Source organism: Rhizobium sp. BK512 (assembly GCF_014194915.1).
Classification (GTDB): Bacteria; Pseudomonadota; Alphaproteobacteria; order Rhizobiales; family Rhizobiaceae; genus Rhizobium.
On sequence record NZ_JACIAS010000002.1, the window covers coordinates 946,955 to 963,607 of the forward strand.

The 16,653-nt window shown below is 59.2% G+C and carries 17 protein-coding genes and 1 tRNA gene; 11 read left to right on the top strand and 7 right to left on the bottom strand.

Going from position 1 to position 16,653, the window contains the following annotated elements:
• The first annotated feature begins 144 nt into the window (after nucleotides 1-144).
• On the top strand, nucleotides 145-507 hold the full coding sequence (locus FHX06_RS10645; RefSeq protein ID WP_018115470.1) for an antibiotic resistance protein VanZ: 363 nt from the start codon (nucleotides 145-147) through the stop codon (nucleotides 505-507).
• Between the two features lie 30 nt (nucleotides 508-537).
• Here FHX06_RS10645 and FHX06_RS36020 read toward each other — a convergent pair whose 3' ends face one another.
• The 3 genes from FHX06_RS36020 to wrbA form a co-directional block, all read right to left on the bottom strand.
• Nucleotides 538-669 carry a hypothetical protein gene (locus FHX06_RS36020; protein ID WP_018115471.1) on the bottom strand — a complete coding sequence of 44 codons (132 nt, stop codon included), beginning with the start codon at nucleotides 667-669 and terminating at the stop codon, nucleotides 538-540.
• Nucleotides 670-802: 133 nt separating this feature from the next.
• A tRNA-Leu gene (locus tag FHX06_RS10650) sits at nucleotides 803-888 on the bottom strand.
• Between the two features lie 150 nt (nucleotides 889-1,038).
• A complete protein-coding gene (wrbA, locus tag FHX06_RS10655; RefSeq protein WP_018115472.1) occupies nucleotides 1,039-1,635 on the bottom strand; it encodes an NAD(P)H:quinone oxidoreductase type IV in 597 nt (198 codons plus the stop codon).
• A gap of 221 nt (nucleotides 1,636-1,856) precedes the next feature.
• On the opposite strand from wrbA, the gene FHX06_RS10660 reads away from it, so the two are divergent.
• From FHX06_RS10660 to FHX06_RS10690, 7 genes are all read left to right on the top strand, one after another.
• Nucleotides 1,857-2,633 (top strand): competence/damage-inducible protein A, encoded by a 777-nt coding sequence (locus FHX06_RS10660; protein ID WP_183879135.1) that lies wholly within the window; start codon nucleotides 1,857-1,859, stop codon nucleotides 2,631-2,633.
• Nucleotides 2,634-2,737: 104 nt separating this feature from the next.
• Entirely contained in the window at nucleotides 2,738-3,580 is an 843-nt protein-coding gene (locus FHX06_RS10665; protein ID WP_112968620.1) for a universal stress protein, read from the top strand.
• A 167-nt stretch (nucleotides 3,581-3,747) separates the two neighbouring features.
• Nucleotides 3,748-4,245, top strand: coding sequence for a xanthine phosphoribosyltransferase (gpt, locus tag FHX06_RS10670; protein ID WP_018115475.1), 498 nt, complete (start codon nucleotides 3,748-3,750; stop codon nucleotides 4,243-4,245).
• Between the two features lie 173 nt (nucleotides 4,246-4,418).
• Nucleotides 4,419-5,009 carry a hypothetical protein gene (locus tag FHX06_RS10675; RefSeq protein WP_183879137.1) on the top strand — a complete coding sequence of 197 codons (591 nt, stop codon included), beginning with the start codon at nucleotides 4,419-4,421 and terminating at the stop codon, nucleotides 5,007-5,009.
• A 582-nt stretch (nucleotides 5,010-5,591) separates the two neighbouring features.
• Nucleotides 5,592-9,404 (top strand): vitamin B12-dependent ribonucleotide reductase, encoded by a 3,813-nt coding sequence (locus tag FHX06_RS10680; protein WP_183879138.1) that lies wholly within the window; start codon nucleotides 5,592-5,594, stop codon nucleotides 9,402-9,404.
• A 260-nt stretch (nucleotides 9,405-9,664) separates the two neighbouring features.
• On the top strand, nucleotides 9,665-10,336 hold the full coding sequence (locus FHX06_RS10685) for a response regulator transcription factor (protein ID WP_183879140.1): 672 nt from the start codon (nucleotides 9,665-9,667) through the stop codon (nucleotides 10,334-10,336).
• Nucleotides 10,336-11,667 carry a sensor histidine kinase gene (locus FHX06_RS10690; protein WP_183879142.1) on the top strand — a complete coding sequence of 444 codons (1,332 nt, stop codon included), beginning with the start codon at nucleotides 10,336-10,338 and terminating at the stop codon, nucleotides 11,665-11,667. The genes FHX06_RS10685 and FHX06_RS10690 overlap by 1 nt, the downstream gene beginning before the upstream one ends.
• Nucleotides 11,668-11,807: 140 nt before the next feature.
• Here the strand turns inward: FHX06_RS10690 and FHX06_RS10695 are convergent, their stop codons facing one another.
• Nucleotides 11,808-12,797 carry a potassium channel beta subunit family protein gene (locus tag FHX06_RS10695; protein WP_183879144.1) on the bottom strand — a complete coding sequence of 330 codons (990 nt, stop codon included), beginning with the start codon at nucleotides 12,795-12,797 and terminating at the stop codon, nucleotides 11,808-11,810.
• Between the two features lie 198 nt (nucleotides 12,798-12,995).
• Nucleotides 12,996-13,187 carry a hypothetical protein gene (locus FHX06_RS35560; RefSeq protein WP_112545198.1) on the bottom strand — a complete coding sequence of 64 codons (192 nt, stop codon included), beginning with the start codon at nucleotides 13,185-13,187 and terminating at the stop codon, nucleotides 12,996-12,998.
• A 243-nt stretch (nucleotides 13,188-13,430) separates the two neighbouring features.
• On the opposite strand from FHX06_RS35560, the gene FHX06_RS10700 reads away from it, so the two are divergent.
• The gene (locus FHX06_RS10700) at nucleotides 13,431-13,811 is read left to right on the top strand and encodes a hypothetical protein (RefSeq protein ID WP_183879146.1); all 381 of its coding nucleotides are present in this window, start codon (nucleotides 13,431-13,433) and stop codon (nucleotides 13,809-13,811) included.
• Between the two features lie 64 nt (nucleotides 13,812-13,875).
• On the opposite strand, the gene FHX06_RS10705 is transcribed toward FHX06_RS10700, so the two are convergent.
• On the bottom strand, nucleotides 13,876-14,364 hold the full coding sequence (locus FHX06_RS10705; protein WP_112968629.1) for a GAF domain-containing protein: 489 nt from the start codon (nucleotides 14,362-14,364) through the stop codon (nucleotides 13,876-13,878).
• A 117-nt stretch (nucleotides 14,365-14,481) separates the two neighbouring features.
• Here FHX06_RS10705 and FHX06_RS10710 point away from each other — a divergent pair, with 117 nt between their 5' ends.
• Complete coding sequence (locus FHX06_RS10710; protein WP_183879148.1) at nucleotides 14,482-14,946, top strand: NUDIX hydrolase; 465 nt, start codon at nucleotides 14,482-14,484, stop codon at nucleotides 14,944-14,946.
• A 51-nt stretch (nucleotides 14,947-14,997) separates the two neighbouring features.
• Nucleotides 14,998-15,603, top strand: a complete 606-nt coding sequence (locus FHX06_RS10715) for a carboxymuconolactone decarboxylase family protein (RefSeq protein WP_018115484.1) — start codon at nucleotides 14,998-15,000, stop codon at nucleotides 15,601-15,603.
• A 31-nt stretch (nucleotides 15,604-15,634) separates the two neighbouring features.
• Here the strand turns inward: FHX06_RS10715 and FHX06_RS10720 are convergent, their stop codons facing one another.
• Entirely contained in the window at nucleotides 15,635-16,564 is a 930-nt protein-coding gene (locus tag FHX06_RS10720; protein WP_246715531.1) for an alpha/beta hydrolase, read from the bottom strand.
• Nucleotides 16,565-16,653 lie beyond the last annotated feature (89 nt).

A 16,653-nucleotide genomic window follows, 5' to 3' on the forward strand; every position in this document is an offset into this window, starting at 1 on the left:
AGCGGAAAGAAGCCCGTTTGCGCTATTTGCGGTTCGCTCGACGAAAGGCTTCCTTAAGCGCGTCTTCGGATTAAGCCCAAAATCACGGTCAGGTGGACGGCTTTTAACTTGATGGTGCATAGCAATTGCTAATATGACGGCAGCATGACATCCAAGATCACAAAGCCGCTGGCGTGGCTTCTTCTCGCCTTCATCGTATTCGTCACAGTTTCACCGATCGAATTGCGTCCCCACACGATCGAAACGCCCGATATCGATCGCGCCTCGGCTTATCTCGCCGCCGGGCTGGCTTTTGCTCTTGCCTATCCGAAGCAATGGAAAATGGTTGCCGTGCTGCTGATCCTCGGTGCGTTCGCGATCGAATATCTGCAATACCTGTCGCCGACGCGGCATGCGCGCCTTCACGATGCAGGCGTCAAGGCAGCAGGCGCCGCAATCGGCCTGGTCGCCGGCTGGGTCTTTAACAAATGGCGTGAAACGAAAACCGGGGCGAATGCCGCTGTGTAATTTGCCAGACACTGGCAGTGGATCGGAAAACTAGAAGCCGCGGAACTGCACCGCCCAGAGGAACAGCGGCACCGCTGCCATAGCCGTTCCCAACAGGAGAAGAGCGCTCATCTTGAAGAGCCTGATGCGCCGCGTTCTTGCTCCATCCCAGTCGTAAACCATCGTCTTACTCCCACTAAGACAACCCTTACTCAACCGCACAATGCCTACATTTTTTGCAGCAACGGCGCCATAGACAAGCACTGCCTATGGTTTATCCACATTATACAAGCACATTCGAACACATTTATAAAGATGGTGCGAGCGACGGGGATCGAACCCGTAAAGCCTAAGGCCGAGGGATTTTAAGTCCCTTGCGTCTACCAGTTTCGCCACGCTCGCGCGCCGTCCAGATCAACGACTTAGGCGGATTCGTCAAGAAAATGTTTATGCTGCCCTGCTGGCGATCGAAAAACTGTGCGGTGAACAACATCCCAAAATAAAACGGCGGCCCCGAAGGACCGCCGTTCATCGAAAAGATTCAAGCTGAACTCAGGCGAGCTTTGCCGCGATCTTGGCGACATGCGCGCCCTGATACTTGGCGGCTTCAAGTTCGATTGCCGAAGGCTGGCGTGAGCCGTCACCGTTGGTGATGGTGGATGCGCCGTAGGGCGAGCCGCCCTTTACTTCTTCCGTGCCCATCTGACCCTGGAAGGCATAGGGAAGGCCGACATAGGCCATTCCGTGGTGCAGGAAGGTCGGGACGAAGCCGAGGATTGTCGATTCCTGGCCACCGTGCTGCGTAGCGGACGAGGTGAACATCGAGCCGACCTTGCCGACGAGCTTGCCGGTGAACCAGAGGCCGCCGGTCTGGTCCCAGAAATTGCGCATCTGGGAAGCAACCGTGCCGAAGCGCGTGCCGGCACCGACGATGATCGCGTCGTAGTCGGTCAGTTCGTCGACGGTCGCAATCGGAGCTGCCTGGTCGAGCTTGTAATAGGAAGCCTTGGCGACTTCTTCCGAGACCAGTTCCGGCACGCGCTTGACGACAACATCAGCGCCGGCAGACTTTGCGCCTTCGGCTACGGCGTAAGCCATGGTTTCGATGTGGCCATAGGCCGAATAGTAGAGGACGAGAATCTTCGCCATTGTTATCTCCATCAAGGATGATTGAATTTCGTGACTGCCATCGTTCTACCAGCGCATCCGGCCCAACATAGCCCCGCGCAGAAGAACGCAGTGTTCACTGCCTGTAGACGAAATTTCACTTGCCGTTTCATTTTCGATTGAATGGGCTTTCCGCTTTGCCGTTTGCAAAGCGACCAAACGGCGCTACCTATTTGCGAGCTTCACACTACGGAAATATCCCCATGAGCAATGAGACTGTCGTCACCGCCGCCATGCTTGCCATCGGCGGCGAGCTTCTTTCCGGCCGTACCAAGGACAAGAATATTGGCCACCTCGCCGATATGCTGACCATTTCAGGCATCGACCTGAAAGAGGTTCGCATCGTTGCCGACGAGGAGGATGCGATCGTCGAGGCGCTGAACGCGCTACGCCGCAAATATGACTATGTCTTCACGTCCGGCGGCATCGGGCCGACGCATGACGATATCACCGCGGATGCTGTCTCCAAAGCCTTTGGTGTGCCCTGCGAGCACGATGCGGCGGCGATGGTGCTGCTTGCCGAGATGTACAAGCGCCGGGAGATGGAATTCACAGAGGCGCGCCAGCGCATGGCCCGCATGCCGCGTGGCGCTGCCCATATCGCCAATCCGGTATCGACCGCGCCCGGCTTCATCATCGGCAATGTCTATGTCATGGCAGGTGTTCCGCAGGTCTTCCAGGCCATGGTCGACAATGTATTGCCGACACTGAGAACGGGTACGCCTGTCCTCTCGCTGGCAATCGCCTGCCCCTATGGCGAAGGCGAGATCGGCACGCCGCTGACGGCTATCCAGAAGGCACATCCCGAAACCAGCATCGGCTCGTACCCGCGTTACGTGGGTCAGAAATTTTCGACCGAGATCGTGGTGCGCGGGCGCTCACAGGCCGTGATCGAGGCTGCAGGCGCGGAGGTGCGGGCCATGATCGAAGATATCAAACGCAGGAAGGATATTGCCGAAAATTATCAGGCAGAAGCGTGAGGGGCGAGTGTCGCAATCTTGATCCCGGTCAAGGAACCGTGGTGCATTCCGGCGCATTCCTTTCCTCGCGGAACGCGAATTTTTAGCCGCAAAGGAGAATTGATATGTCTTACAAAACCATTCTCGCCATTCTGGATACAGCAGATAATAGCGGCGCCGTTGCCGATTTCGCCTTTGCCATTGCCGCAGAAAGCGGCGCCCATGTGATCGGCCTGCATGCCGAAACCATTGCCGCCGTGCCGCTGGTCGCACCGATGGAGATTCCCGATCCGGTGGCTGTGCAAGCGCTTCAGGACATGGCCCATTCAGAAACCATCGAGGTCGAGCGGATATTCCGCGCCCGCGCGGAGGCTGCCGGCGCTTCCTTCGAATGGCACGCCTTTGCGACGTCGACGGGTTACGGCTCGGCGCCACTGATCGAAAGCGCGCGCAGCGCCGACCTCTTGATCGCCTCACAGGCTGATCCGGCAAAACCCTCCGACAGCCATGTGGATGTCGATGAATTCTTGTTTGAAAGCGGCCGCCCGGTCCTGATGATCCCCTACATCATCCGCCAGCCAAAGCCGATCAAGCGCGTGCTGATTGCCTGGAACGGCTCGAAGGAAGCGACGCGCGCCACCTTCGATGCCCTGCCGATCCTGCAGGCTGCCGAAGCAGTGGAAATCTTCTCTGTCGATCCAACCGAGACGGCGACACATTCGGCGACAACTGCCGGCGCAGAGATCGCAGCGACGCTTGCCCGCCACGGCGTGAACGTGACGCTTGCCACGGCTGCAAGCGGTGACAAGAACACCTCGCATGTCATCGAAAACCGGCTTTCAGACGACAGCATCGACCTTCTGGTCATGGGCGCCTACACGCATTCCTGGCTCTGGCAGGCGATTTTCGGCGGTACGACAAAGACGCTTTTGCAGTCCATGACGGCGCTGACTTTACTCTCGCGTTAAGGCCGCTCTTGCCTTTTGCCGCCAAATCCCGCTAATTGCGGCGACCGATGATATCAGGCTTCGGCATCCATCGCGCAGTTCCGGCTGCGCGATTTGCGTTTTGCCAGCCGATGTTCCTCGGTCGCCGGCAAACGGCGTGTCGTTTCTTCATGCCGCGGAGTAGCCCGATGTCCCTTCCCGATAAAGCCTTCCCTGTTTCCTGGGATCAGTTCCACCGCGATGCGCGTGCGCTTGCCTGGCGGCTCGCCGGCCTCGGCCAGGAGTTCAAGGCGATCGTCTGCATCACCCGCGGCGGCCTCGTTCCAGCGGCGATCATTTCACGCGAATTGAACATCCGCCTCATCGAAACCGTCTGCATCGCCTCCTATCATGATTACGTCAATCAGGGCGACATGGTGCTGCTGAAGGGCATTGCACCGGAGCTCACAGAAAATGGCGGCGAAGGCGTGCTTGTCGTCGACGATCTCACCGATACCGGCAAGACCGCCGCCCAGGTGCGCGCGATGCTGCCGAAGGCGCATTTCGCCTGCGTCTACGCCAAGCCGAAGGGCGTACCGACCGTCGATACCTTCATTACCGAAGTCAGCCAGGATACCTGGATCTACTTCCCCTGGGACATGGGCTTCACCTATCAGGAGCCGATTGCCAAGGGCGCTCGCGGCTGACGGCGAGCAGTCCTTGATCATACAACTGAAAATTGTTCCAATCTTGGTCTCGCCGATGGTGAATTTCCGCACCAGTTCGGTAACGTCCGTTTTATTTCATTAGCATAACCTCAGGCAACTAACGGTCGTAGCGGCCGGGCTAAGAGTATGACGGGATGCGGTTGGGGCGTGCAATGGCTTGCTGGGGCAAGATTCGAACGGCAGTGGCTTTCGGGCTGATCGGCTGCCTCACTTCCAACAAGCCGGCCGGGGCGGAGCCGGCTTATGTCGGCGTCGTGCGCGAATATGTCGAGACCCTCGTCCGGCCGATGGCGGAGGCCCCTGTCGTCGTAAAGGCGATCCAGGAGCAGAATGCCAAACTCGGCGATGTCAGCGAGATGGATATGCGGGTCCTGGACGAGACCTACCGGGCTGAGGTCGCGCAGGGCGACCTCCAGATGGCCAAGACGCTGATGGCGAAATCCGTCTCGCAATACCTCAGGACAAAGCAGGACGATTCTCAGGGGACGATCCTGGAATTCTTCGTCACCGACAACCACGGTCTCAATGTCGGCCAGAGTACCGTTACGACCGATTACTGGCAGGGCGACGAGGACAAGTTTCTGAAAACCTTCGCCGTCGCTTCGCGTGACATCTATATCGGCGGGGCGGAGCGCGACGAGTCGACCCAGCTTCTGGAGACTCAGGCAAGCTTCGTCGTCACCGACGAAAAGGGCGAGCTGATCGGCACAGCGACCGTCACGATTGCCATCGATGCGCTCTAGAAAGTCCTGATTTCCCTGAACGAATCGGAATGCGCATTTACGTTGCAAAAGCCATCCTAACTTTTGCCGCAGTCGATTTTTTTGCCTTTTCGTCCTTTCGTTTGCCCGAGCCTCGTTGCAAGCCCTTGTATTTTCAGGCTTACCCGACTTTCCCCAGTCTCCACAGGTGCATCCACAAGATGTTGTGGTTAGCATTCGGTTACGTTCCACCCCTTGACGGAATCAGCTGATTCAAAGTTAATGTTCCAGATGTTGCGGCGGCGACTGAACCGGAGGTAACGAGCCCGGTTCTCCCAAGGAAAATTGGACGCATAATCAGGGTGTTGCACCGTCGAGAACGGTAACACCCCTGAGGATTTTTGCGCCGTTTTCCAGCCTCCAGAAAGCGACATGGGGGACTGGTAAAAATAAGCTGTTAACACTATATTTAGTGTTTGCAGCCAGCCTCACCACAAGATACAGGACAAGCATCTCCGGATGACAATCCTGTCACAAGATGGAACAAGACTGGCCACACGAAGCGACACGTGGAGCCGGGTGGGAATTTTGCGCCCTTTCGGGTGCCAACACGAGGTAGAGAAAATGCACATCGAACGTCGGTTTACGAAGGCTGGTCAAGGCGCCTATGCGGATATCGAATTCCGCAAGGCGACGAGTGAGATCAAGAACCCGGATGGGTCGATCGTCTTCCGCCTCGAAAACATCGACGTTCCCGCGCAGTTCTCCCAGGTCGCCACCGACGTTCTGGCGCAGAAGTATTTCCGCAAGGCCGGCGTCCCCGCCCGCCTGAAGAAGGTGGAAGAAAATGACGTCCCCTCTTTCCTGTGGCGCTCCGTAGCCGACGACGCGGCGCTGAAGGGCCTGCCGAAGGACGAACAGACCGGCTCGGAAACCGACGCCCGCCAGGTCTTCGATCGTCTCGCCGGCACCTGGACCTATTGGGGCTGGAAGGGCGGCTATTTCTCTTCGGAAGAAGATGCGGCAGCGTTCAAGGACGAGCTTGCCTATATGCTCGCCACGCAGCGCGTTGCTCCGAACTCCCCGCAGTGGTTCAACACCGGCCTGCACTGGGCCTACGGCATCGACGGCCCCGGCCAGGGTCACTTCTATGTCGACCCCTTCACCGGCAAGATCACCAAGTCCAAGTCGGCTTACGAACATCCGCAGCCGCATGCCTGCTTCATCCAATCCGTTGAAGACGACCTCGTCAACGAAGGCGGCATCATGGACCTCTGGGTTCGCGAAGCCCGCCTGTTCAAGTATGGCTCCGGCACCGGCTCCAACTTCTCGATGCTGCGCGGCGAAGGCGAAAAGCTTTCCGGCGGCGGCCGCTCCTCCGGCCTGATGAGCTTCCTGAAGATCGGCGACCGCGCAGCCGGCGCCATCAAGTCTGGTGGTACGACGCGTCGTGCGGCCAAGATGGTCGTCGTCGATATCGACCATCCTGACATCGAGGAATATATCAACTGGAAGGTCAAGGAAGAGCAGAAGGTTGCCGCTCTCGTGACCGGCTCCAAGGTCGTCGCCAAGCATCTGAAGGCGATCATGAAGGCCTGCGTCAATTGCGAAGCCGATAATGGCGATTGCTTCGACCCGGCGAAGAACCCGGCTCTTAAGCGCGAAATCCGCGACGCCAAGAAGTCCCAGGTTCCGGAAAACTACGTCCAGCGCGTCATCCAGTTCGCCCGCCAGGGCTACAAGGACATGGAGTTCAAGACCTACGACACGGACTGGGATTCGGAAGCCTATCTCACCGTTTCCGGCCAGAACTCCAACAACTCGGTTTCGATCAAGGACAACTTCCTGCGCGCCGTCGAGGAAGATGGCGACTGGAACCTGACCGCCCGCAAGGACGGCCGCGTGATGAAGACGCTGAAGGCCCGCGACCTCTGGGAAACGATTTCCTACGCCGCCTGGGCATCGGCCGATCCGGGCATCCACTTCAACACGACGATGAACGACTGGCACACATCGCCGGCCGGCGGCCCGATCCGCGGCTCGAACCCGTGCTCGGAATATATGTTCCTCGACGACACGGCCTGCAACCTTGCTTCGCTAAACCTCTTACAGTTCAAGGACAAGGCCACCAAGCGCATCAATATCGGCGACTACGAACACGCCGTTCGCCTGTGGACGGTCGTGCTCGAAGTCTCGGTCATGATGGCGCAGTTCCCGTCGAAGCGCATTGCCGAACTCTCCTACGAATACCGCACGCTCGGCCTCGGCTACGCCAATATCGGCGGCCTGCTGATGTCGACGGGCATCCCCTATGACAGCGCCGAAGGCCGCGCCATTGCCGGCTCGCTGACGGCGATCATGACCGGTATCTGCTACGCGACCTCGGCCGAAATGGCTGCCGAACTCGGCCCGTTCCCGAATTACGAGCCGAACCGCGAGCACATGCTGCGCGTCATCCGCAACCATCGCCGTGCCGCTCATGGCGAAAACGCCGGCTACGAAGCGCTCTCGGTCAACCCGGTCGCGCTGATCCATTCGGAAAACCCGGACCAGGATCTCGCAGCCCATGCCATGTCCGCCTGGGACAAGGCGCTGGAACTCGGCGAAAAGCACGGCTACCGCAACGCGCAGGTTTCGGTCATCGCACCGACCGGCACGATCGGCCTCGTCATGGATTGCGACACCACCGGCATCGAGCCTGATTTCGCACTCGTAAAGTTCAAGAAGCTCGCCGGCGGCGGCTACTTCAAGATCATCAACCGCGCCGTTCCGGATGCGCTGCGCACCCTCGGCTATTCCGAAAGCCAGATCGCCGAGATCGAAGCCTACGCTGTCGGCCACGGCAACCTGAACCAGGCACCGGCCATAAACCCCTCGACGCTGAAGGCCAAGGGCTTCACCGACGAGAAGGTGGAAGCCGTCAACGCCGCTCTGAAGAGCGCCTTCGACATCAAGTTCGTCTTCAACCAGTGGACGCTCGGAGCCGACTTCCTGAAGACCACGCTGAAGGTTTCCGACGAACAGCTCAGCGACATGAGCTTCAGCCTGCTCGAGCATATCGGCTTCTCGAAGAAGGATATCGAGGCTGCCAATATCCACGTCTGCGGTGCGATGACGCTTGAAGGCGCGCCCTTCCTCAAGAAGGAGCATCTGCCGGTCTTCGATTGCGCCAATCCGTGCGGCAAGATCGGCAAGCGTTACCTCTCGGTCGAAAGCCATATCCGCATGATGGCGGCTGCCCAGCCCTTCATCTCGGGTGCGATCTCCAAGACGATCAACATGCCGAACGAGGCAACGGTCGACGATTGCAAGAACGCCTATATGATGTCCTGGAAGCTCGGCCTGAAGGCAAACGCCCTCTACCGTGACGGCTCCAAGCTGTCGCAGCCGCTCAACGCCTCCCTGATCGAGGACGAGAGCGACGAAGATGCGCTTGAGGATCTGATCCAGCAGCCGCTTGCCGCCCAGGCCGTGACGGTCACCGAAAAGATCATCGAGAAGGTGATCGAGCGTGTTTCCCGAGAACGCGAGAAGCTGCCGAACCGCCGTCAGGGTTACACCCAGAAGGCTGCCGTCGGCGGTCACAAGGTTTATCTCCGCACCGGCGAATTCGGTGACGGTCGCCTCGGCGAAATCTTCATCGACATGCACAAGGAAGGTGCTGCCTTCCGCGCGATGATGAACAACTTCGCCATCGCCATCTCGCTCGGGCTGCAATACGGCGTGCCGCTGGAAGAATATGTGGAGGCCTTCACCTTCACCAAGTTCGAGCCGGCCGGCATCGTCATCGGCAATGACGCGATCAAGAACGCCACGTCGATCCTCGACTACGTGTTCCGCGAACTCGCCGTCTCCTACCTCGGCCGTCACGATCTGGCCCATGTGGATACGTCCGACTTCTCCAACACGGCACTCGGCAAGGGCATCCAGGAAGGCAAGACGAACCTCGTCTCGACCGGCTGGACGCGCGGCTACAAGCCGACGCTGGTCTCCAACACCGGAAGCGACCGTCAGCTCGGCGAACCCAAGGGTGCGGCAACGGCAGCCCCTGCCCGCGCCTCCTCGAGCGGTTCGGTAACCTCCTTTGCAGGTGCCGCAGCCCGCAAGCTGGAGCCGACTGTCGCCATCTCCACCTCCGAAATCGTCGCCTTCAAACGCGACTATGAAGAGCGGGCCAAGGAATTGGCGGAAGAGATCGCCGAAGAAGTGGTCGAAGAAGCCGGCAGCGAAGCAACCGCCCTCTTCTCCGACAAGGCCGCAGCCGATGCTGCAACCGCCAAGACGGAAGCCAAGAAGATGGAAGCCGAGCGCCGCGCCCGCTCGATCATGCAGGGCTATACGGGCAACATGTGCTCCGAGTGCCAGAACTTCACCATGGTGCGCAACGGCACCTGTGAGAAGTGCGATACTTGCGGCGCCACCAGCGGCTGCAGCTGACCCCTTCGGGAAATTCAGATCTAGCTGGCCGCCAAACTGGTCAGGTCGGACAGAGATCCGATTTCCTTCAGAGCAGAACGATCAATAAAGCTCCAGGCGCCACGCGCCTGGAGTTTTTTTGTTTAGAAGCGGTCGGCAACCTCTCGTGCGATCCGCTCTATCCAGCTCGCCACGGCCGTGACTTCCCTCATTCGAACGCTCACGCCGTAATCCTGTCGCAATGGTCGTCGTGAACATAGGATCGGAAAGGTGGGCGAGACATGAAAATCCTATTGGTCGAAGACGAGACCAGGCTGGCGGAAACGGTTACGGCGTCTCTCGGCAAGAAGGGCATCGCGGTCGACCACACTGCTCTTCTTGAGGACGCAATCGAACTGGCTCGACAACAGACCTACGATGCGATCGTGCTCGACAGACGCCTGCCGGACGGCGACGGCATCACATTCATTCCCTGGCTACGAAGCTCAGGCGTCGTGACGCCGGTCATCGTGCTGACTGCCAGAAATGAACCGAAGGAACGGGTCGCGGGCCTGGACCTCGGTGCCGATGACTATCTGGGCAAGCCGTTTCTGATGGAGGAGCTTTTCGCTCGGCTGCGGGCGGTATTGCGACGCCCGTCCGCCCTGGCCGAGCCGTCCATAGTCGCAGGACGGATGACCGTGGATCCGATCCGGATGGACGTCATGGTCGGCGAACTGCAGCTCGACCTGCCTCGTCGAGAGCTGATGGTGCTCGTTACCCTTGCAAAGCGAAAGGGCAGGACCGTCCTCAGATCGGCGCTGGAAACCGAAATCTACAATTACGAAGAGACGATCCAGTCCAACGCGCTGGATGCGCATGTGTCACGACTGAGAAAACGCCTCGCTGACGCGGACGCCGGCGTGTCCATCCACAACATCCGCGGGGTCGGATACCTGCTGAAGGAACATTGATGCGATCTCCGAATACGTCGCTGTGGTGGAGACTAAACTGGCAGCTCAGCCTACTATTTGTCGGCACTACCGCATCTGTGATCGTTGGCCTTTGTATCTACGGGGCGATGATCCTTTCTCCGAACGTCAGCATGGAGCACCGGCTTCTGAACGCCCTGGAAGGGTCCTTGAGCTACGAACCCGGACGAGGGCTTCGCATCGAAGACAGCGAACAGCTCCGAGCGTTGAAAAATGATACTCCCAATCTCTTTTTCTACGCGGCAGCCCCGGACGGAACGGCGGTGGCATATGGGAATATTCCAGCTGCGTACATACAGCTGACCAAGTTCGTGTCGCTAATCAAGGACGCCGACATTCGTGGCACGGGGGCAAACGCCCCTGTACCGGCTTCAGTCGACGACATCGAGATCAACACGACCGAGGTCCGGGTACTTTATGGCGGCCGTAACGGAAACGAGTCGATATTCCTCACGATGCTTGGCGGTACGTACAAGATTTACGTGCCCCTGCTTGCAGTTACCCTACCCGCCCTCTTCTTCGCGGTGCCGCGACTGGTCAGGCGTTCGCTCTCAGGGTTGAGCGACGTCGTTCGGAAAGCGCCGGAGATCGACCCGCGCCAGCCGGGATCACGGCTTCCAGTGGATCGGGTTCCGAGCGAAGTCGTTCCGCTTATCCACGCATTCAATTCCGTTCTGGAGCGGCTCGAGCAGCAGTTCGCAGCGAGGGAACGTTTTCTGATCGACGCCGCGCACGAGCTCCGCACGCCGATTGCCGTCATGCAGACGCGTATCGATACGACCCTAGAGGGAAGCACCCGCGACATCATGATGGATGACATCGGGCGTCTGCGGGAGACGGCGGAGCAATTGCTCGACTTCGAACGGAGCGAGCAGTCTCCGGATCTCTTTGAACAGGTCGACCTTGTGGAAGTCGCCAGGAACGTCGTTGCCGACCAAGCCCCGATTGCCATAAGAAATGGATATGAGATCTCGTTCGACAGTGAGGTCGACGAGCTTTATCGCCTGGTAAGTCCGTCGGCGATGTCACGCGCCATAGGCAACCTTGTGCGCAATGCGATCGACCATGGCGGAAATACCGGCACGATATCGATTCGCGTGTTCGAACGCGGAGGAATCTCGGTCTCGGACGAGGGTCCCGGCATTCCAGCGGCGCACCGAAACCTCGTGTTCGAACCATTCTATAGGGTCACACCACGGAGCACGGGCGCCGGCCTCGGATTGAGCATCGTCAAGCAGATCGTGACCCGTCACCGCGGGAGTGTGACTCTCGAAGGCAATCCGACAGGAACGACGGTGACTATAAGCCTGTGACAGATACAGCGATCGGCTCGCCGCTCCGATGAGCGGTCAATGAAGCGCAGTAAAATGAAATGGCCGAACCAAAAAGGTCCGGCCATTTCGCATTGGAATAAAGACAAGGGCAAAGATAGCCGATCTGGCTTTGGCCCTGTCTAGAAGCGACGCGGTGCTTCCGGTTTGTTTCCGACGATGCTGTCGATCCGCTCCAGCACATCAGACGTCAGCTTGCTCTTGTGCGAGAGAGCGGCGAGATTGTCCTGCAGCTGGCTTGCGCGCGAGGCGCCGAGGATGACGGTCGAGACGTTCTTGTTGGCGAGGCACCAAAGAAGGGCGAGATGGGTGATCGACAGCCCGATCTCGTTCGAGAGCCTGGCAAGCTGCCGCACCTGTTCCAGCTGGGCGCGACCAGCGTCGGTGGACCATTTTTCCTTCAGCCATTCGTAGCCCGGCAGGTTCATGCGGCTGTCGGCCGGTACGCCGTCATTGTATTTTCCGGTGAGCACGCCGGAAGCGAGCGGTGACCAGATGGTGGTGCCGAGGCCAATCAGGTCGTAGAGCGGAAGGTAATCTGCTTCGACCTTCTGACGTTCGAAGATGTTGTACTGCGGCTGCTCCATAGTCGGCGGTGTGATGCGCAGGTCACGGGCGACAGCGTAGGCTTCCGTCAGTTGCTGGGCAGACCATTCCGACGTTCCCCAGTAGAGCACCTTGCCCTGGGCAACGAGATCGTGCATCGCGCGGACCGTTTCTTCGATCGGAGTGTCAATATCCGGGCGGTGGCAGAAGTAGAGGTCGAGATAGTCGACCTGAAGACGCTTGAGCGCCGCGTGGCAGGCGTCCGTCACATGCTTGCGCGACAGGCCACGCTGCGTCGGCTTCTGACCACCCCAGAAGACCTTGCTCGAGACGACATAACTGTCGCGGCTCCAGGCGAGCGATTTCAGCGCCTCGCCCATGACGATTTCGGATTTGCCGCTCTCGTAACCCTCGGCATTATCGAAGAAATTGATCCCGCTGTCATAGGCGAGCTTCATGAGTTCGACAGCGTCGCCGCCGTTGACCTGCTTGCCGAAAGTGACCCACGATCCGAAGGAGAACTCGCTCACTTTCAGACCCGACTTTCCCAAACGACGATATTCCATCAGATATCTCCCAAAACTTATAAAATCTGCCGCCCCAAAATTGCGGTCGGCTTCGTACAATCAGGCAATGGCTGATTTCGCGTAACCTATCTTATTGTCAATAATATGCGAGGCCTCGCAGTCACAAAGTCCTGCGTCCTATTGCATCACTTTTGTCCGTACCCTGTTCGGGCCTGCGGAGCAGAACCGCGCCTCACGCTAGTAACTGCAAGGGCGATCGTTGCCAAATCCGCCGAGGCAGGCCGGCCGGAGCCCAAAGTCGGTGCTTTGCGACCCATAGCCAACAGAGCCGGTCTGTATCGAACTATCCGAGCTTGTCGCACAGGACGAAGTAATGACCGCCACGATGACAGCTGATCCTATGATCAGCAGTTTTCGAAATTGGGACATTTTGATCTACCCCCAAACCGATAATCGGTGACACCGGACGCAGTGCATGTCGGTGTCGGCTAAGGAAATAGGCCAGTCCGGCTTTCCGAGAACGCCGCCGCCGATCAAGATTTCGTCATTTGCGCAGCATGCTGCGATCGACCATCCGACTTTCATCCTCTGGCCGCGGCAAGGAGGCGGCTGGCGTTTTTCACGGCATCGGATACAACTTGCTACAAGTCAGCCTCTGAAACCGGGATTTTCATGAAGGTTTTCGAAGCATTCCGTGTGCGCCGCCCCGTGTGCGCCGCCGTTATCGGCTTGCTATTCGGTCCTGACGTCGTGATGGCTTATCTCGGACGCGGCCTGATGGCGATCGCCTATTTCGTCGGTGGGGTTTCGGTTACGGCTGGTTTGATCCGGCTCTTCATCACGCTTTCGATCCCGGGCGCTTACGGCTCGCTTATTGTGCTTGCCTGGCATTCGTTCGGCGCGATCCTCGGCTATCGTGTAGCGTACTCGCTCCCGAGCGACACTGCTTTTCCGTGGTACTCGCGCTGGCACAATATCGTGCTGCTTTTCTCGGCTGCGATCTTGCCTCTGGCGATGCTTGCCGGACGTTTCGCGTTCCCGGCGCTCGATTAATCCGTCGCTATTGGCTTCGCTGACAGTTTAAGCGTAGCGACGGATCGACGCCACGCCGCCGCCCTCAGAAACGGGTTGCCCCAGCGAAGATTTCGGCCAGACGTTCGATCCCGGCCTGGTCGTCGGCATCGAAGCGGGCGGGAAGCGGGCTGTCCAGATCGATAACGCCGACGATCTCTTCGCCATTTCGGATCGGGACGACGAGTTCGGATCGGGATGCCGCGTCGCAGGCGATATGGCCAGGAAATGCATGGACATCTGCCACGAGGATCGAGGCGCGCTCCTTGACTGCCGTGCCGCATACGCCACGGCCGACAGGGATGCGCACACAGGCCGGCTTGCCCTGGAACGGTCCAAGGACGAGCTCCTGATCCTTAAGCAGATAGAAGCCCGCCCAGTTGAGATCGGGCATCATCTGGTACATCAGGGCCGACGTGTTGGCGGCGTTGGCGATCATGTCCGGCTCGCCTTCGAGCAGTCCCTGCAGCTGCTGGGCAAGCTCGCGGTAGAACTCGGCCTTGTTTTCCACTTCGATCGACGCCGGTTGAAACATTGTTACATCCACTTCCTGTCTCTGAGCCGCTGATATAAGTGGTCAGGCAGGTTTTGACAAATGCCCTATCCGGACACGACAGTTGAATCACGGCAGCGAATCCGGTCAGATTTCCACATGATGAAGACGATCAGAATATCGGCTGCGCTGTTATTGCGGAGCAATGGCGACACGCTTCTGGTGCGCAAGCGCGGCACGGCGGCCTTCATGCAGCCGGGCGGCAAGATCGAGCCGGGAGAGACGCCAGAGCAGGCCCTGTCTCGAGAGCTGTCAGAAGAAATCGGCGTCACCGCAACAGCTGCCGAACTCGAATTCCTGGGCCAATTTCAGGCGCCGGCGGCAAACGAGCCGGATCATCTCGTCGTCGCCGAAGTCTTCCTGGTGCATGTGAAGGATGCCGATATCAAAGCAACGGCGGAGATCGAGGAGGTCCGCTGGATATCGCCGTCGGAAGCGGGCGGGATCAATATGGCGCCGCTGACGGAACACCATATCCTGCCATTCTACCGCCAGCGGCAGAGCCAGGCGGCCGGGCAAGGTGTCAGGTATCCGTCTTGCAGAAGCGGTCGGCCGGCAGATTGATGTCGCAGGATGCCGCTCTATTCTCCCAATGGATCAAGGGAGGATCGTGCCATGGCTTTCATTCATACCCCCGATGCATCCGCCAGCGAGAAGACGGCTTCGATGTACGCTTCGGCAGAAGCGAGCTACGGCTATCTGCCGAACATGTACCGGGCTTTCGGCCACCGGCCAGAGGTGATGGAGCATTGGGGGACGCTGCTTGCCAGTATTCGCGGCCATATGAGCCAGCGGCGTTATGAGCTGGTGACGCTGGCGGCGGCCAGGGAACTCAAATCGTCCTACTGCATGCTTGCGCATGGTTCGGTGCTGCTGCGCGACGGCTTCACCAACGACAGCCTTTCGGCAGTCGCCGGCGGCAGCGAAAAAGCGCCCATTGATGCAGTCGAGCGGGCAATCATGGATTTTGCCGCCAAGGTGGCGCGCGATGCGACCTCGGTGACGCAGCAGGACATCGATGGTCTGAAGCGGCACGGGCTAAGTGACACGGAGATCTTCGATGTCACCGCAGCAGCGTCAGCACGCTGCTTCTTCTCCAAGATGCTGGATGCGCTGGGTGCCGCACCCGATCATGCCTATGCCGAGCGGCTCGATCCCAAACTCCGTCAGAATCTCGCCATCGGCCGGCCGATAGAAGGGCTGAATTCGAACCACTCGTAGAAGCTCAGATCGCGCCGCTCTGGATTGGCCATTACTGTGCGGGCGGGTCTGCAAAATGCATAATCGCGAATTCGGCGATCCTCTGGCCGGCCTTGTCGGCATCATCGAGCACCGAAGGGAAAAGCTGCCAATGATGCGGCATTCCCGGCCAGACCTCGGCCGTCACGTCGACGCCGGCCTTTTGCGCCTTGTCGGCCAGCCGCAGCGTATCGTCGAGCAGCAGCTCGCCGGAGCCGACCTGCAGCAGCAAGGGCGGAAAACCGGTGAGATTGGCATAGAGCGGAGAAATGTCGGGATCGGTCGGAGAATTGTTGCCGAGATAGGCCTTGCGCAGCGCATCCAGCGCATGCTTGTCCAGCATGGGATCGTTGGTGGCGTTCGCTGTGACCGATGCACCTGAGGCGGACAGATCGGTGATGGGGCTGAGTGCCACGACGCCTGCCGGCAGCGGCTGGCGGGAACGCATCTGCCGCAGCACCGCCTCGAGCGCGAGATTGCCGCCGGCGCCATCGCCCATCACCACGATATTTCCGTTGCTGTAGCCGCTGTCGAGCAGATAGCGATAGGCGGTCAGTGCGTCATTGACCTGTGCTGGATAGCCATATTCCGGCGCCAGCCGGTAATCGATAAGCAGCACATCGCTTGACGCAGCCTTGGCAAGCGAGCCTGCAAGCAGGCTGTGGCTACGGATGGAGCCACCGTAGAAGCCGCCGCCATGGATGAAAAGGATCACGCGCCGGCCGACCGGATGATGAAGGCGCGCCGGCCAGATAAGTTCGGCATCGACCCCATCGGCGTCGACATGCCGGATCTGGATGCGCGTCGGCTCCGGCAGCGATTCCATGAAATCGCGAAAAGCGGTGCGCCGGTCGCGCAGACTCACGGCGCCCTTGAAATGCTCCTGCCAGCGAGACACCAGTTTTTCGACCTGTTCATGCGAGGCAGGCGTCTGTGCCAGCATGTCCCGCGTCGACTTTTCCTGCGCGGCCACTGGAAAGGCAATTAGAACCGCAGCCGTTAAGGCCGACAGCATTGTTCGACGACACTCCA

What these genes read in the sequence shown, in the direction of transcription:
- FHX06_RS10695 (WP_183879144.1), bottom strand. Translation starts at nt 12,797, where the DNA reads ATGGAATATCGTCGTTTGGGAAAGTCGGGTCTGAAAGTGAGCGAGTTC.
- FHX06_RS10665 (WP_112968620.1), top strand. Translation starts at nt 2,738, where the DNA reads ATGTCTTACAAAACCATTCTCGCCATTCTGGATACAGCAGATAATAGC.
- FHX06_RS10685 (WP_183879140.1), top strand. Translation starts at nt 9,665, where the DNA reads ATGAAAATCCTATTGGTCGAAGACGAGACCAGGCTGGCGGAAACGGTT.
- FHX06_RS10705 (WP_112968629.1), bottom strand. Translation starts at nt 14,364, where the DNA reads ATGTTTCAACCGGCGTCGATCGAAGTGGAAAACAAGGCCGAGTTCTAC.
- FHX06_RS10675 (WP_183879137.1), top strand. Translation starts at nt 4,419, where the DNA reads ATGGCTTGCTGGGGCAAGATTCGAACGGCAGTGGCTTTCGGGCTGATC.
- FHX06_RS10690 (WP_183879142.1), top strand. Translation starts at nt 10,336, where the DNA reads ATGCGATCTCCGAATACGTCGCTGTGGTGGAGACTAAACTGGCAGCTC.
- wrbA (WP_018115472.1), bottom strand. Translation starts at nt 1,635, where the DNA reads ATGGCGAAGATTCTCGTCCTCTACTATTCGGCCTATGGCCACATCGAA.
- FHX06_RS10680 (WP_183879138.1), top strand. Translation starts at nt 5,592, where the DNA reads ATGCACATCGAACGTCGGTTTACGAAGGCTGGTCAAGGCGCCTATGCG.
- FHX06_RS10660 (WP_183879135.1), top strand. Translation starts at nt 1,857, where the DNA reads ATGAGCAATGAGACTGTCGTCACCGCCGCCATGCTTGCCATCGGCGGC.
- FHX06_RS36020 (WP_018115471.1), bottom strand. Translation starts at nt 669, where the DNA reads ATGGTTTACGACTGGGATGGAGCAAGAACGCGGCGCATCAGGCTCTTC.
- gpt (WP_018115475.1), top strand. Translation starts at nt 3,748, where the DNA reads ATGTCCCTTCCCGATAAAGCCTTCCCTGTTTCCTGGGATCAGTTCCAC.
- FHX06_RS10700 (WP_183879146.1), top strand. Translation starts at nt 13,431, where the DNA reads ATGAAGGTTTTCGAAGCATTCCGTGTGCGCCGCCCCGTGTGCGCCGCC.
- FHX06_RS35560 (WP_112545198.1), bottom strand. Translation starts at nt 13,187, where the DNA reads ATGTCCCAATTTCGAAAACTGCTGATCATAGGATCAGCTGTCATCGTG.
- FHX06_RS10715 (WP_018115484.1), top strand. Translation starts at nt 14,998, where the DNA reads ATGGCTTTCATTCATACCCCCGATGCATCCGCCAGCGAGAAGACGGCT.
- FHX06_RS10720 (WP_246715531.1), bottom strand. Translation starts at nt 16,564, where the DNA reads ATGCTGGCACAGACGCCTGCCTCGCATGAACAGGTCGAAAAACTGGTG.
- FHX06_RS10710 (WP_183879148.1), top strand. Translation starts at nt 14,482, where the DNA reads ATGATGAAGACGATCAGAATATCGGCTGCGCTGTTATTGCGGAGCAAT.
- FHX06_RS10645 (WP_018115470.1), top strand. Translation starts at nt 145, where the DNA reads ATGACATCCAAGATCACAAAGCCGCTGGCGTGGCTTCTTCTCGCCTTC.